Annotated in this window: 11 protein-coding genes; 8 read left to right on the top strand and 3 right to left on the bottom strand. The window is 34.7% G+C overall.

Annotated elements, in window-relative coordinates:
- Nucleotides 1-12: 12 nt before the first annotated feature.
- Both K6119_RS14655 and K6119_RS14650 read left to right on the top strand, forming a co-directional pair.
- Complete coding sequence (locus tag K6119_RS14655) at nucleotides 13-1,623, top strand: hypothetical protein (protein ID WP_221832887.1); 1,611 nt, start codon at nucleotides 13-15, stop codon at nucleotides 1,621-1,623.
- A 14-nt stretch (nucleotides 1,624-1,637) separates the two neighbouring features.
- A complete protein-coding gene (locus K6119_RS14650) occupies nucleotides 1,638-2,435 on the top strand; it encodes a YARHG domain-containing protein (protein ID WP_221832885.1) in 798 nt (265 codons plus the stop codon).
- Here K6119_RS14650 and K6119_RS14645 read toward each other — a convergent pair whose 3' ends face one another.
- Nucleotides 2,436-4,070, bottom strand: a complete 1,635-nt coding sequence (locus K6119_RS14645) for a T9SS type A sorting domain-containing protein (protein ID WP_221832882.1) — start codon at nucleotides 4,068-4,070, stop codon at nucleotides 2,436-2,438.
- Between the two features lie 198 nt (nucleotides 4,071-4,268).
- Between K6119_RS14645 and K6119_RS14640 the strand changes: the two genes are divergently transcribed.
- Entirely contained in the window at nucleotides 4,269-5,663 is a 1,395-nt protein-coding gene (locus K6119_RS14640; protein WP_221832880.1) for a hypothetical protein, read from the top strand.
- A 43-nt stretch (nucleotides 5,664-5,706) separates the two neighbouring features.
- Here K6119_RS14640 and K6119_RS14635 read toward each other — a convergent pair whose 3' ends face one another.
- Nucleotides 5,707-6,138 (bottom strand): hypothetical protein, encoded by a 432-nt coding sequence (locus K6119_RS14635; RefSeq protein WP_221832878.1) that lies wholly within the window; start codon nucleotides 6,136-6,138, stop codon nucleotides 5,707-5,709.
- 158 nt (nucleotides 6,139-6,296) lie between these two features.
- Between K6119_RS14635 and K6119_RS14630 the strand changes: the two genes are divergently transcribed.
- Together K6119_RS14630 and K6119_RS14625 are read left to right on the top strand one after the other, a co-directional pair.
- The gene (locus K6119_RS14630) at nucleotides 6,297-7,520 is read left to right on the top strand and encodes a metallophosphoesterase (protein WP_221832877.1); all 1,224 of its coding nucleotides are present in this window, start codon (nucleotides 6,297-6,299) and stop codon (nucleotides 7,518-7,520) included.
- 101 nt (nucleotides 7,521-7,621) lie between these two features.
- Nucleotides 7,622-10,042, top strand: coding sequence for an outer membrane beta-barrel family protein (locus tag K6119_RS14625; protein WP_221832876.1), 2,421 nt, complete (start codon nucleotides 7,622-7,624; stop codon nucleotides 10,040-10,042).
- Here K6119_RS14625 and K6119_RS14620 read toward each other — a convergent pair whose 3' ends face one another.
- Nucleotides 10,043-10,639: a hypothetical protein gene (locus K6119_RS14620; RefSeq protein ID WP_221832875.1), complete on the bottom strand. Its 597-nt coding sequence runs from the start codon at nucleotides 10,637-10,639 to the stop codon at nucleotides 10,043-10,045.
- A gap of 154 nt (nucleotides 10,640-10,793) precedes the next feature.
- Between K6119_RS14620 and K6119_RS14615 the strand changes: the two genes are divergently transcribed.
- From K6119_RS14615 to K6119_RS14605, 3 genes are all read left to right on the top strand, one after another.
- The gene (locus K6119_RS14615) at nucleotides 10,794-12,668 is read left to right on the top strand and encodes a CocE/NonD family hydrolase (RefSeq protein ID WP_221832874.1); all 1,875 of its coding nucleotides are present in this window, start codon (nucleotides 10,794-10,796) and stop codon (nucleotides 12,666-12,668) included.
- A gap of 124 nt (nucleotides 12,669-12,792) precedes the next feature.
- Nucleotides 12,793-13,251: a T9SS type A sorting domain-containing protein gene (locus tag K6119_RS14610; protein ID WP_221832873.1), complete on the top strand. Its 459-nt coding sequence runs from the start codon at nucleotides 12,793-12,795 to the stop codon at nucleotides 13,249-13,251.
- Nucleotides 13,248-14,627 carry a tail fiber domain-containing protein gene (locus K6119_RS14605; protein WP_221832871.1) on the top strand — a complete coding sequence of 460 codons (1,380 nt, stop codon included), beginning with the start codon at nucleotides 13,248-13,250 and terminating at the stop codon, nucleotides 14,625-14,627. Before K6119_RS14610 ends, K6119_RS14605 begins: the two co-directional genes overlap by 4 nt.
- Nucleotides 14,628-14,773 lie beyond the last annotated feature (146 nt).

Here is a 14,773-nt window from a genome sequence, read left to right as displayed (position 1 = left end):
AAATCCTAAAGCATGCCCAAAACACATTTAATAGTTTATTTATTTACTTTTTATTTATTTCTTTCCACTTCTAGTGTGACAGCCCAGGATAGCACCACAGTATTTCTTGGACCATCTACTCACAAAAACCAAATTGATTTTGAATTTGAGGCAAAAATCAATGATTCCCATTTGAAGCGAGCTCAATATTATAACCGTTTGGCAGTGGAGATGATTTCTGATACTTCTATTTTCGCGATTAAGAATTATCGTAATCGAATGATTTTAACAGTGTTTAATCAAACATCTAATAAGGTTTACAGCTACAGTGATTTTGATATTCCAAATATCCAGGAGGAAGAATTATTAGGATTTACAAGATTGAAAGAAGAAATCATTTTCTTTTTTCGAGGTAAAAATGATGAACTTGAAAAAAACGAAACTGGATTATTTTCTATGATTTATAATATGAAAAATGATTCAATAAAGAATCCTCAACTCATTAAATCATTTAATAAAAAAGAGGTTAAACTTGACGATATTGAAATTCGCACCTCTCCCAATAAAAAACACTTAGGCATTATCATTGACCCTAAAGTAAATTGTTCTGCTGTCTCATTAAATACAGTTTGCTTGGATGAAAATGCTGTATTAGAATATGAACAAACAGTTAAGAACAAAATCGAAACGTGTGGAACTTATCGGAATGCTGCAATAACAGACAGTGGCGAGATTATCATATTAATTACAGATGACAGACAATACACTGCCAATAATAACTTGTTGCCTTTTGATTGGGCAACAGTATACCAACTTACTGAAAATCAAAGTCCAAAAACCCATCAAATTGAATTGGTAAATAAAAAAATATTAGACATTAAAATCCCTGAAAATTTCTCCGAAAATGAAAAAATATTGATTAGTTGGGTTGACGAAGAAGAAGATTCACTAACAGGAATATCGTGGTTTTTACCATCCACTAAAAAATACAATGACCTCGTAAATTTTGATGCGAGTTTTATTGAACCATATCTTAATGAGGGCTTTAAATCGTATAATGATCAAGCCAAAAAAGCCGGAGCCAACTCAAGAAATTCAAATCTTATTTACCAGATAAACGAAGAATTTCAAATTGATGAATTTCAATATCTGGTAATTGAAAAAAATGTACCTGTAGAATTAAGCCTAGGTTCAATAACCGGGGGTGGTTTATATTTTTCCAGTGGGGGAAGCAATATCAAAACAAAATTCAGTAGTGATTTAATTATTTTAAAAATTAAGAATGGTATTTTGATTGATCAATACAAAGTGGAAAGAACAATGATAGGTGAAAGATACAGTGGCACTTACTCTTCATTTAAAATTGATGACGAAATTCATCTATTTTATTATAGCAAATTTCAAGAATCATTAAGTGAGCATATCTCATGTATAAAAGATAATGACATTGCTTTGTATCATAGTGTTTTGAATACAAAATCCAATACACTGGCAACTGAAAAAGTACTAGATTACCCAAAAAAATATCTTGATTATAATGTGCGTGTTGAACTTGGAAATCTACCTGTATTAAATGATACACTTTACACAATTGGCAAATTGAACAGAGAATTTCATTTGGTTAAAATTCCATTGTTCTATTAATTAAAAATCATCTGATGAAAATTAAAACGTTCCAAATTCCATTGACTTTACTTTTTAGTCTATTTATTGCTGCTTGCGACAACAACACTCAAAACACAGAAGAAACTTCATCCCAAGAAAGTACTGTGGAGAATGACGAAACAGATGAGATTGCAATTGAAGAATATGTTCGAGAGTACCCTGAAAATTTAAAAGCATTACATGATGCTTTTGAAACAGAATCAATGCTGGGAGAAGAATATTATGAAATACTGGGATTAACTGCAGATGATGATCCGCAGCAAGCCATGAGTCCTATGAAAGAAATGGAGGTGCTTGATGGTTATGTATTTGCTACCCTTATTCCGCTTATCGCTTCAGATTTATACATGCACTATACTGTTCATTTGGCATACTATGACTGGTCGGGTAAATTATGTGATAAGCAAGATTATCCAGTAAATGATACCAAAGTTGATATTTACCTCATCCAGGATCGATTTATCTGCATTGAAAACACTTATGCAGAATATATTGAAGGCGAAGAAGGTCTTGCCATGGAAGCAACAGGAAAAGATATAACTGATTACGGTTATTATGTAAACTATCCTATCAGAATCCCTAAACTGGAAAGAGTTGATCCTTCAGAATGGCCATTTTTGAGAAACCGCATTTTTGCTAAACATGGTTACAAATTTACCACTCCAAAATACCAGGAATACTTTGCAGACTTTGATTGGTATGAACCAAAGCATGACAATGTAGACGATTTAATGACGCCTCGTGAAAAACGATTAGCAGATTATATTAAGTCCTTAGAAGATAATCTCTAATTACTCCTTCACAAATCTACTGCGACTAACTTCATCTCCATTCACTAACTCAATGATGTAAATTCCGGATTTCAAATCCTGAACATCAATTGCAGTTCCTTGCAAAGTCATGTTTTTTACCAACTGACCAGAAGTGTTATATATACGTGCATTTGTGAACTTATTGGCCGCTTGAATATTCAAAACATCTTTTGTTGGATTTGGATATAATTTCAAATCTTCTGTCTTTAAATCTGAAACAGTAGCAAAAGGATTTTGCGTGTATTCCAAATCCATTAAAATGTCATCTCCAATATTTTCAAATCCTAATATTCTTGTAGAATCACTAATGGTGTATGCCAATTTAAATTCTGTAGTTCCTGTTGTATTGAAATATTGGAACATATCAGTAGGAACATCAATACGTAGGTAATTTCCATCTGCATTTAAGGATCCGTATGTACAAGCCACCGCTTGAAAATCTCCATTATCTGAGTAATCATCAACTTCAGGGCTATCGGTAGCACCAAAGTTGCCAGATTTAATAGCCAATGTTAAGTCTTCAGCAGTTAAATTAGATCCGTTTAAACTATCACGTTTAATAAAAATACTTGCTCTAACTAATTGATAAGTGTCATCCATTGGAGCGGTGTTAAAATGTAATATAGCTGATTGCTGTTCAAAATTATCATTCCCAACTTTCACCATATCACTGCCTGCAGCCGCACTTGATGTGTATCCATTTTTAGTTGATTCGCTTGCATAAATAGTTTGATGAGGAGCTCTCAATTGATACCAGTAAAACTCAGAAAAATGTCTACTTACAAATACTTCGTAGGCGTCATCATTTAAATGAAATGAATCTTGTCCACCAAAATTTAATGCATCAAGCGGACTTGGATAGTTAATTAAACCGCCAGGAACAGTCACTGATTGAGGGGGATAAGTTCCATAAGGTGGTGTCTGTAATGCCGTATTTTGGCCATAATGAAACTGCATTAAACCTAAATTATCTACGAAATAAACATTGTTCCAAATGGCAGCATATTGTTCAAATTTCATGGTAGCATCTTCCAATACTCCATTCAACTGCTCAGCATTTGGTTGTCCCATTGCATCCCACATATTGTAGTAAGGATGAAAAGGCTGTAAAACCGAATTCAAAGTACTTATTGTTTCATCAAAATTTGGATAATCATATCCGGATATCAAAACCTTCAAATTTGGATTAACGGCATGGATTAAGTCAACACCATTTTTAATATCCAACATTATAACTTCTAGCAAACTATCTGTTTGCGCGGCAGTATAATTAATGTTCCAGGTTCCTAGTGCATCATTTCCTCCCAAACTCATATGAACATATTCCAGATCAGGATTTCCATTAATGTAATCTGTTAGCGCCTGTACTCTCGCTGCATCATCAAAATAATTACTAGCTTCAGATCCGTTCACCGCAAATGTGGTATTGGAAAAACAGTCAATATCAGACAATCCAAAATTGTCTAAATTTTCATTGTAAGAATCGCCTGTCCAGGAAAAAAATGCCCAGCTATCCCCAATCACCATCATCTTGGTTTTGGTGGGATTGCATTGACTGTGACCCATGTTTAAAGCGAACGATAAAATCGATAGTAGTAGTAGATTTTTATTCATGAATTTTAGTTTAACGACTTCTTAAGGTACAAATAAAAAACTAGGTGCGCATAATATTAACTCAATGTTTTTCTTTTAACACAATGTAACTTTTTCAGTATCAGTTGAATTCATATCAACAAATAATTGAATTTTATAGGCAATCTGTTAATGTAACTTTTGCATCATGAAATTGTAATACTGTAAAACCCAAATCAGATGAAATTGCTGACAATATTTTTATTTACGCTTATGCTTTTTTGTCCAATATTCAGCACAGGGCAAAAAACACAACTCACCTCTAAAACATTAAGAATTGTAAAAGCAATCAAAAAGGAAAACACCTTTGAAACAACAATTTTTGCCAGTGAAGCAACATCCAGGCAATTAAAAAATGCGGCAATACTGAAAAAATCTGCCTCAGTACCAGAGCTAATAATATTAACTCAAAACAATAACCCGGTAGTAGCGGCTTATGCTTTTGAAATTTTATCCGACACAGCAGACACCATTCTTTATCAACTTATTTTACAACACCGAAATGACAATAGGACTTTTAAATACAGACGTTATGGTAACGAATGGATACACGGTAGTTATGGCACAATGAACTTAAACAACCATCTTTTTCATTTAGATGGTTTGAGTGAAAACGAAAGAACAGCATTGGACAGCTTCATAATATGTGAAAAAATAAAAAGTAGGTACACCGCCTATCTACTCGAGGAAATTGCTCCAAACACTTCACTTTATAAAGGAATTAAAGATTTGGCAAAGGATAAATTTCCAGGATCAACAATTGCATTAGCCAAGTTTCAAAAAGAAGAAGATATTGATTTAATCATCAAAAATATTGAAGCATATTGGAAGCAAAAAACTCATTCTTATGTCATTAGCACCACGGATGCCCTAATATATTTTAAGCATGAAAGATTTAGAAATTTCATTGAAGAAAATACAGAAACTGAACCCTCTTTAGCGCAAGTTGTGGCAGTATATCAAGACAGTTTTGCATACAATATTATCAATTCAAATCTAGATCAATTTGATGGCAACATGTACTTAAAGAAGAGCAGTGTAAAAAGTATCTATAAATCCATCTGGCAAAATCACACGCCAATTTATGATAGCTTACTGCTTAAAATGTGGGACCGATATGCCATCATCAATGATTCCCTTTTTGCTTATCTGTCATCAAATTATCCTGAAAAATCATTGGCATTAAGCCAAAAATCCATCAACAATATCAAAGAGATTGATGATAGAACTTTAGTTTCTATTGATATGCTCAATTTTATTCTAGATCAAGACTCCACTTTAGCAGAAGAAATACTTATTGACAACATACTAAATGTGAAAGTTTCATACTTTCAAAAATTCACTGAATTCGGTAAAAAAATTGATTCACCTCAGGTAGTAAATGCCTTATTAAAAAGATTTGATAACGAGTCAAATGGTCATATAACAGTGTCTGTAGCAAAGTGCATTTTATCCTACCAAAATGAAGAATACAATCAACTGTTATTACAAGCAATTGAAAAAAATACAGCCTTGAATGATTGGGCATTAAAAGACATCAATCATCTATTGACTTCTTATAATATAGCACATTGAAAAATCTCTAGTCGCTATTCGTAACACCTTACTTCAACATCTATTAGTACTTTGCCAGCTTACTGTCTTTTCTGCGATACATGCACACTTTACCTAGATATCCTTCATCCACTGGTTCATCCAAATGCATAGCCGCTTCATCTATATGTGTAATCAACTGAGCGTCAGCTTCTATTCTTTTACCTTTATTATTTAAGGTGTATAAATAGATGGTACTGTCCTTTACTTCCCATTCAAATTTGATAGCTACTGTATCACTTTCTGACAATCTTGTGCACAAGCCTGTGCCATCTTCATACAGATCAAATTCGCGTGTGTACGTCATTATTTCACCTGTTGGATAAACTGATCTTAGATGCTGCCAGCTTCCAACCAAATTAGAAGAAAGATCTTTTTTCTGAACAACAGATTGATCTTGAGCTAAACTGAAAGTAGCCAACATTAAGGCTACCAGGGTTAATTTGATAGTTTTCATGATTAATAGTTTGAGGTTCCGTAGAATTGTTTATTATGTATGCACAGTAAATTACAACAATTATCTAACAAAGTCAAGCACAACTTTAGTTCAATAGCATATTTTTTGACCCCATTCGTTCTTAAGTCTTGAATATTACCGACTTTTGCTCTCACCTTATGCGATTTATAGTTTTATTAATCACTTTTTTGGCTATTGGCAGCCTTTTAGAATGGTACACTTATAGTGCTTTAAGTAGCAGGTGGGATCATTGGAGCCCCTGGTTAAAACACACTACTAAAATCACCTTTTTTGTACTGCTAGGTTTAGGATTTATCTCTTTAATAATGTTGTTTGTATTCGGTCCCTATTTTTCAAGAGCTGTCTTGAATTTTTGGTTCTCATTTTTGCTGATTAACTTCTTTACCAAATTCTTTTTCGCCTTTATTCTATTAATTGATGACATCAGAAGATTGAGCATTTTTACCCAACGAAAAATTAGTGGAGTACCTATTGAAAACGGAATTTCACGTTCAGATTTTTTGGTTAAAACCGGATTATCGTTAGCCTCAGTTCCATTGGTGGGTCTTTCATACGGAATGCTTGCAGGACCGTACAGATATAAGGTTCGCAATCAAAAAGTAAAACTAGACAAACTACCAAAGGCCTTTGATGGACTTAAAATAGTTCAGATTTCAGACATCCACTCAGGTAGTTTTTATAATTCAGAAGCTGTTGAAAGAGGTGTTGATTTAATTATGGCCCAAAATGCTGACGTTATATTTTTTACGGGAGATATAGTAAATGACCGAGCAGAAGAAATGGAACCATACATGGAAATTTTTTCAAGGCTCAATGCGCCATTAGGTGTTTATTCCATTTTGGGAAATCATGATTATGGTGATTATGTGCGGTGGGAAAGTGATGAAGCCAAAGAAAATAACAACAAAAAAATTCGTGAGCTTCATGGAGAATTGGGTTGGCGTTTATTGCTAAATGAACACTTATACCTGGAAAAAGAGGGAGATAAAATTGGATTGATTGGAGTTGAAAACTGGGGGAAAGGCTTTCATCAAGTAGGAGATTTAGCAAAAGCATATGAAGGTTGTGAAGCAGATGTAAAACTCCTACTATCCCATGACCCTACACATTTTGATGAAGTAGTGAAAAAAGAATATCCAGATATTGATATCATGTTTGCAGGTCATACTCATGGCGCTCAAATTGGTATTGAAACAGGTGGATTTAAATGGAGTCCTATTCAATTGCGTTATAAAAAATGGGCTGGATTGTATGAAGAAAATGGTCAATACCTTTACGTAAACAGAGGATTTGGCTTTTTAGGATACGCCGGTCGACTTGGGATCATGCCGGAAATTACAGTGATGGAACTTACCACTTAAACAGTCAAAAGTACATTGAACCCTGCAATTTTGATTTTCATGTGTTTTTCAAGTGATCATCTTGATTGTTTCTGATATTTGTATCGATCAATTGTGTCAATATGAAAACCTTACTACTCCTTTTTACCCTTTTATTAAGCACTTCTTTGTTCAGTCAAACATACAAAGTAAAGGGATATGTGTCATCAGATGGCTTATCTGTGCCTTCTGCAACTGTTTACATTAAATCTGTAGCTGATTCATCTGTAGCCAAGGTAGGATTAGCAGATACTGTGGGGATTTTCAATATTACAGGAATTCCAAATGGAGAGTACTTTGCTGAAGTTTCAATGGTTGGATTAAAAAGACATTTAACTGAAGGTTTTAAAGTGTCTGATGCAAATGTTGATCTTGGAGAAATTGAAATGTCCACTAACACTGAATTACAAACAGTAGAGGTTGTTCAGCTACGTCCAGTTATTGAAATTCATCCTGATAAAACAGTTTTCAACGTAGATAAAACCATTAATGCTACAGGAGAAAATGGATTTGATTTATTGCGAAAAGCTCCGGGTGTAATTATTGACAACAGCAATAATATCATGTTAGAAGGTAAATCAGGAGTAATGGTATTTATTGATAACAAAGCTACTGTTTTAGCCGGAGACGATTTGGTGAACTTTCTTAAAACTCTTCAGGCATCTGACATTGACAATATTGAAATTATTACCCAACCCTCATCTAAATATGATGCTGCCGGAAATGCCGGAATCATAAACATTATCCTAAAAAAAGATAAGCGCTTAGGAACCAATGGAACCATACAAGGTGGATATGAATATGGTGTTAATCACAGATATAATGGTTCAATCAATCTAAACCATAGAACAAAAAAAACCAACCTTTATGGTACGTACAGTACTAATCAAGGGAAACACAGAACATTTTTATTTTTTGACCGAACTCAAAATGGTTTTCAATATGATTCAGAAACATACATTACTTCGCTTTTAAATTCGCACAATGGTAAAGTTGGATTTGACTGGTTTTTGAATGATAAGCATACTGTTGGAGTTTTGGCCAATGGAAATTTTTTCAATGCCGGATCAGAGAGTGTCGCAACAACAGACATTGGTCCTTCAGGAGTTGCACCAATCCAATTTTTAGATGCCAATAATATCACAAGCGGAAGAAATTATCAAGCAACTGGAAATATCAATTACAGATTTGCTGATACTTTAGGTCATGAACTAACTGTGGATGTTGATTACGGAATCTACAACAGAGAAGCCAATTCATATCAGCCAAACATTTACACTGATACAGCCGGAAACATTCTTACTGAAAGTAATTACAGAATGTTAACTCCAACCAATATTAGCATACTTTCAGGTAAAGCTGACTATTCACAAAATGCCTGGGGTGGTAAATTAGGATTTGGAGCTAAATTTTCAATGGTGAAAACAGCAAATTATTTTGACATCTTTTATGTAGAAGACAACAGCGACTCATTAATTGAGAACAGATCAAATGACTTTTTCTATGATGAAATAATTGGTGCTGCATATCTAAATTACAGCAGAAAATTGGGAAAAAAACTCAGCATGCAGTTAGGTTTAAGATATGAACACACCATTGCCAAAGGAGATTTAGTTACAGCCACCGGAACTTATAACGACACAGTTAACAGAAATAATCCGCAGTTATTTCCGAGTGGAGGATTAACCTGGACACCAAATATGAAACACATTTGGTCATTGACTTTCAGTCGAAGAATTACCAGACCTAATTATCAAACTTTGAATCCATTTCAAACACAATTAGATGAGCTTTCATATCGTCAGGGAAATCCAACTTTAAAGCCATCTTATGCTAATAATGCCAGATTATCACATACTTTCAAGTACAGATTTAACACTTCATTAAGCTATAGCTATGTGCAAAATTACTTTGCACAGGTAACAGATACTTTAGGATACGCTCAAAACTTCATTTCAACTAAAAATGTGGCAGATGAGCAAACCATAAATTTAGGTGTTAGTTTGCCTTTTCAAATTAAAAAATGGTGGAGTTTGTTCTTCAATTTAAATGCATTCCACACCTCTTACATTGCAAAAGACGAAAAATTTGTTCCTATTAACAGAGCCACTGCGAATGTATTTTTATCTAACACTTTCTTAGTAAAAGGAGGATGGAAATTTGAATTGTCCGGCTGGTATTCATCACCATCAATATGGGGAGGAACTTATCTGGTTAGTAGTATGGGATCTTTAAACATTGCCGTAGAAAAGAAATTTTTCAAAGACAGATTATCTGTAAGACTTGCCGGAAATGACATCTTATTTACTTCATACTGGAGAGCAGATTTACAATACGGAGATCTTTATATTGATGGATCAGGTGGATGGGAAAGCCGAAAAGTAGCGGTTAATGTCATCTACAACTTTGGTAACAAAGAAGTGAAAAAAGCACGTCAACGTAAAACCAGTTTGGAAGATGTTGAAGAAAGAACCGGTGGCGGTGGTGGCCAGGGAGGACAATAATTAGGGTAATTCAGGAACTTCTGAAGAAACCTTGAATATGTTGGCCGCAGCAAAGTCATCTTTCATGATCAGCCATTGCTTGTCAATTTCAAAAAAGTTGTTGTAAGCGGATACATACTCATCATAAAAAGCTTGCTCTTCTGCGTTCCAACTATTATCCGGACGTGACATTGGTTCTGCCATCTTGTAGTAATAATCATTAGTGATTTCAGACAAAGTATTGTACCAATTCATAGTAATTTCATAGAATTCACTTTGCTTTTCCCATTCAGCATTCTCATATTTTGCAAGTGTATTTCTCCCCGAATCAATATTGATAATCAAGGTATCCAAAGCTGAGATAATTGAATCTTCAGAAACATCTTGTAAATCATATTCCTGCACATTATTTAACCAAAAATCAGTTGCTTCAACCTGTGCATTTATTCCTTTAAAAAACTCTTCAGCCGTTTTGGCACCACCTTCCTCAAATGACAGTTCCACCTTTACTGAATCTTTTTCTTCTCCTGAATTATCATCCTCTGAACTTGCTCCGCAAGAAGTAAGAAGTACAAAATTGATTACTAAAATAGATGAAGTTAATGCGGTAAGTTTCATGTGTACAGGTTTAAATTCAAGAGCTAATATATAAAATTATGTAAAGGTGATTTTGAACACAAATTGTAGCAAATAATCACAATTACCATAAAATTAACAACTGTCCAACTAGAAATGTATAACTTACGTCAATAGAGTTACTTAAATCTCATCTATGAAAACTATAAACTTGCTACTACTGTTATTTGTATTTGGTTCAACTACTCACGCCCAACTCACTCCTACTTTGAACGATATCTGGATTCCAATGAGTGATGGTGACTCATTATCTGCGGATGTTTACATTCCTTCAACTGTAACTACCGGAGAAGTGATTTTAGTTCAAACGCCTTACAATAAAAATGGTTTTCAGCTTGGATTGCCATTAGGAATAGGGTCAAATCTGGATAATCAGGCATACATATGGGTAATTGTAGATTGGCGCGGATTTTACGGGTCAAGTGGTGCAGATTTATCTAATGTAGACCGAGCACAAGATGCCTATGATATTTGTGATTGGATAGTTGCCCAAACATGGCACGGAGATAGGATTGGAACCTGGGGACCTTCTGCCTTAGGTGGTGTTCAATATCAATTATGTACTACTCATCATCCAAATCATACTTGTGCCGTACCTATGGTTGCTACAGGCACTCAATCTTACGAATCATATTTCTACGGAGGAGTTTTAGAAGAAGCCAGATTAAACCAATTGGACGCTTTGGGTTATGGAGTTTCAACAGTTGTTATGGCTAATGTTTATGACAGTTTTGCCTGGGACATTGCAGATAATAATAGTTGGTATGCTGATGACATTTCAATTCCTACACTTCAAATTGGTGGATGGTATGATCACAATATTGACATGATGATGACATTTTACAAAGATGCCAGAAGTATGGCGGATGTTGCAGTTCAGGATGAACAGTGGTTGTTGGTGGGTCCCTGGGTACATGGAGGTGATGGAGCCGCTTATGTTGGTTCACCTAATCAGGGACAGTTAACTTATACCAATGCCGCTTATAAGTCAGATTCAATGGCCTGGGATTTCTTTAACTACTATCTTTTAGATTCGGTTAATAACTGGCAAAACACAGATTTGATTACCTATTTTGATATGGGAGGAACAGATACCTGGTTAACTTCAAATGCAGATGACATTGCCATACCTAATTACGACATTTTATACCTGGATCAAAATGGAGGATTAATTTCCTCAACTGGTATTGATTCAAGTACATTCATTTCTGATCCTTCAAACCCTTCTCCTACGATCGGAGGTGCTACACTTTCTCAATTCTTAGATCAAGGACCCTATGATCAATCAAGTTTAGATGCCAGAACAGACATTGTTACTTTTACTTCTGCAGCTTTAAACCAGGATGTTTCCATTACCGGGCGAATTCAATTAGATCTATGGATAAGTGCGGATCAAGCTGATTGTGACATCTCAGTTAGATTAGTTGATCAGTATCCGGGTGGAGAAAATATGTTAATTACAGATGGTATTAAACGAATGCGCTTTAGAAACAACGATTACACACAAAGTGGCGAAGTATTTATGGTGCCGGGTGAGGTTTACAATGTACAGGTTGATTTACCTTTTACACAATACACCTGGAAAGCAGGACACAAAATTAAGATTTATGTAGGCGGAAATCATGCGATAAGATTCAATGTAAATCTGCAAGATGGTGGAACAATGTATCAAGCCGGTAGTGGTAATATTGCCAATATTTCAGTACATCACAACAGCACGTACCCGAGTCAAATTAAACTACCTGGAAACAATACAACTTTAGATTTGGCAAATGAAAGTTCAACAACATTTAAATTATATCCGAATCCGGCAACAGACAAATTATTTATCCAAACTAACAAAGCAATAAATAGAATTAAGATATATAACACAAACGGCAAAGAGGTATTAAAGGAAAATAATGTGTCATCAGCGATTATTGACATTGCATCATTTCAAAGCGGTATGTATTTCATACAATTAACTTTTGCAGATCAAACTACTTTGGTAGATAAGTTCATTGTAAAATAGCCTATTTATTCTACTGATTTAAGGGATTTTAAGTGTTTTCAACATATTAATTGTGAACATTTAATCCTGTGATATCCATTGTTTTTAACTCTTAATTTTTTAGTTTCAAGAAAATTAAAATCTTATGAAACAACTTAAACTTTTAGGTGTTTCATTGCTTTTGGCTAATCAACTTAGTGCTCAAGAGGTAATTGCCAATCAAGGTGATACCTACGTGAGCAGCAATGGTACATTTGACTTCACTATTGGCGAAGTCGTCATTAACACTTATGAAAGTACATCCAATGCACTAACTCAAGGATTTCAGCAACACTACTACGATTTTACAGGTGTTAGTGAATTGAATAGCGCTTTCAATGCCTATCCGAATCCGGCAAAAGACAATTTTGTGATTGAAATGGAAAATTTTCAAGGCGCAGAATATGCTTTGTATGATGTCGCCGGAAAATTGGTATTAGAAGGATTGTTAATCGAACCAAAAAGTTCGATTAATATTTCAACTATTGCCAAAGGTAGTTACACTCTTCGTGTAACCAACCCAAACAAAAATCAAGTCAATTCAATTAAAATTATTAAACAATGAAAAAATTTCTATTCTTAATATCTGCTGTACTTATTTCAGCAACAAATATATTTGCACAATCTCCTGAGAGTTTTAAATACCAAGCCGTAGTAAGAGACGGAAACGGGGCTACTATTAATAACTCTTCAATCGGAATTCAAATGACAATCCTCCAAGGAAGTATGACTGGAACTGCGGTTTATACAGAAACATTTGCACCTACTACAAATGGATTTGGATTAGTTAATCTGGAAATTGGTACAGGAACTACTACAGATAACTTCAGTGCTATTGATTGGGCCAATGGACCATACTACATCAAAACTGCTGTTGATTATTCCGGTGGAACAACTTACACTGATTTAGGGACTTCACAACTTGTAAGTGTACCTTACGCACTTTATGCAACGTCTGCTGGAAATGTACCTCAAAACACTTCTGATTTAAACAATGACAGTGGTTTTATTACAGATCCTAATGACGCCGATTCAGATCCATCAAATGAAATTCAAATCATTGTAAGCGCGGACGCAGGTAACTACATCACAGCAGGTACAGATGGTGGAGCATTAATTACTAATTTGGATGATGGTGATTGGACAGTTTCAGGGTCAGATCAATATTCTACCGTAACCGGTAATGTTGGTATTGGAACTACAACACCCTCAGAAAAACTTGAGGTTGTAGGAATTGTAGAATTAAGTCTTTCTCCTGGAGATGAAATGGTAATCCTAAATGATGATGTATGGACACATGGGTCAGGTGATCAGGATTTTGGAGATGGTGGTGATCATTTTATGGTTGCTTCAAGACAATCTTCTTTTGAATCTGCCGGAATTTATGGTGATGGAGATCACGTAACAATCTGGTCACCGGGTGATGGCGCTCCTGGACAACCGGCTGCTTTGTTGTATGTAAATGATGAAGACAGCTATGACGGTGGTACAGATTCGGACCCTTTTAACAATACTGCTCTAAAAGCTTATCTTAACACTGCTGGTAACTGGGTTGCAGCTAGTGATAGAAATAGAAAAGAGAATATTGTTCAACTTGAAGGTAGCTTGGACAAACTAGTTGAATTAAATGGATATAGCTACAACTTTAAATTAGCTCCAGAAGAACTAGAAAAAGGAGACCAACCGGTAACTTCATATGGTGTTATTGCACAAGAAGTATATGAGGTATTCCCTGAGCTTGTTGATGTAGCAGAAGATGGTTCTCATTATGTTTGCTACACTGAGTTTATTCCAATCATAATTGAGTCTGTTAAAGAGCAACAAAGTGAAATGGAAGAAGTAAAAACAGAACTAGAAGAAGTAAAACAAGAAAATGAAATTTTGAAAGCTCAATTAAAAGCATTTGAAGAAAGATTAAAAGCACTAGAAGCTGAAAAATAATAGAATTAAGCCGGTGTTAATAACCGGCTTTTTTTTCGCTTTCTAACACCTTATTAAGTGAATTATTTCCATCAGCATAGTTGAAAATATTAACTCAAAAAAAATGCGCCCATTCAATGAATCGGCGCATCTTATTTAATTTATCG

This window comes from Paracrocinitomix mangrovi (assembly GCF_019740355.2).
Taxonomy (GTDB): Bacteria; Bacteroidota; Bacteroidia; order Flavobacteriales_D; family Crocinitomicaceae; genus Paracrocinitomix; species Paracrocinitomix mangrovi.
The sequence above is the reverse complement of the archived record's forward strand: the minus strand, read 5'-3'. Positions and strand labels throughout refer to the sequence as shown.

Bases quoted from the DNA above. Each gene is read 5' to 3' on its own strand.
- K6119_RS14645 (WP_221832882.1), bottom strand. From the start codon at position 4,070: ATGAATAAAAATCTACTACTACTATCGATTTTATCGTTCGCTTTAAAC.
- K6119_RS14640 (WP_221832880.1), top strand. From the start codon at position 4,269: ATGAAATTGCTGACAATATTTTTATTTACGCTTATGCTTTTTTGTCCA.
- K6119_RS14620 (WP_221832875.1), bottom strand. From the start codon at position 10,639: ATGAAACTTACCGCATTAACTTCATCTATTTTAGTAATCAATTTTGTA.
- K6119_RS14605 (WP_221832871.1), top strand. From the start codon at position 13,248: ATGAAAAAATTTCTATTCTTAATATCTGCTGTACTTATTTCAGCAACA.
- K6119_RS14610 (WP_221832873.1), top strand. From the start codon at position 12,793: ATGAAACAACTTAAACTTTTAGGTGTTTCATTGCTTTTGGCTAATCAA.
- K6119_RS14655 (WP_221832887.1), top strand. From the start codon at position 13: ATGCCCAAAACACATTTAATAGTTTATTTATTTACTTTTTATTTATTT.
- K6119_RS14650 (WP_221832885.1), top strand. From the start codon at position 1,638: ATGAAAATTAAAACGTTCCAAATTCCATTGACTTTACTTTTTAGTCTA.
- K6119_RS14635 (WP_221832878.1), bottom strand. From the start codon at position 6,138: ATGAAAACTATCAAATTAACCCTGGTAGCCTTAATGTTGGCTACTTTC.
- K6119_RS14625 (WP_221832876.1), top strand. From the start codon at position 7,622: ATGAAAACCTTACTACTCCTTTTTACCCTTTTATTAAGCACTTCTTTG.
- K6119_RS14615 (WP_221832874.1), top strand. From the start codon at position 10,794: ATGAAAACTATAAACTTGCTACTACTGTTATTTGTATTTGGTTCAACT.
- K6119_RS14630 (WP_221832877.1), top strand. From the start codon at position 6,297: ATGCGATTTATAGTTTTATTAATCACTTTTTTGGCTATTGGCAGCCTT.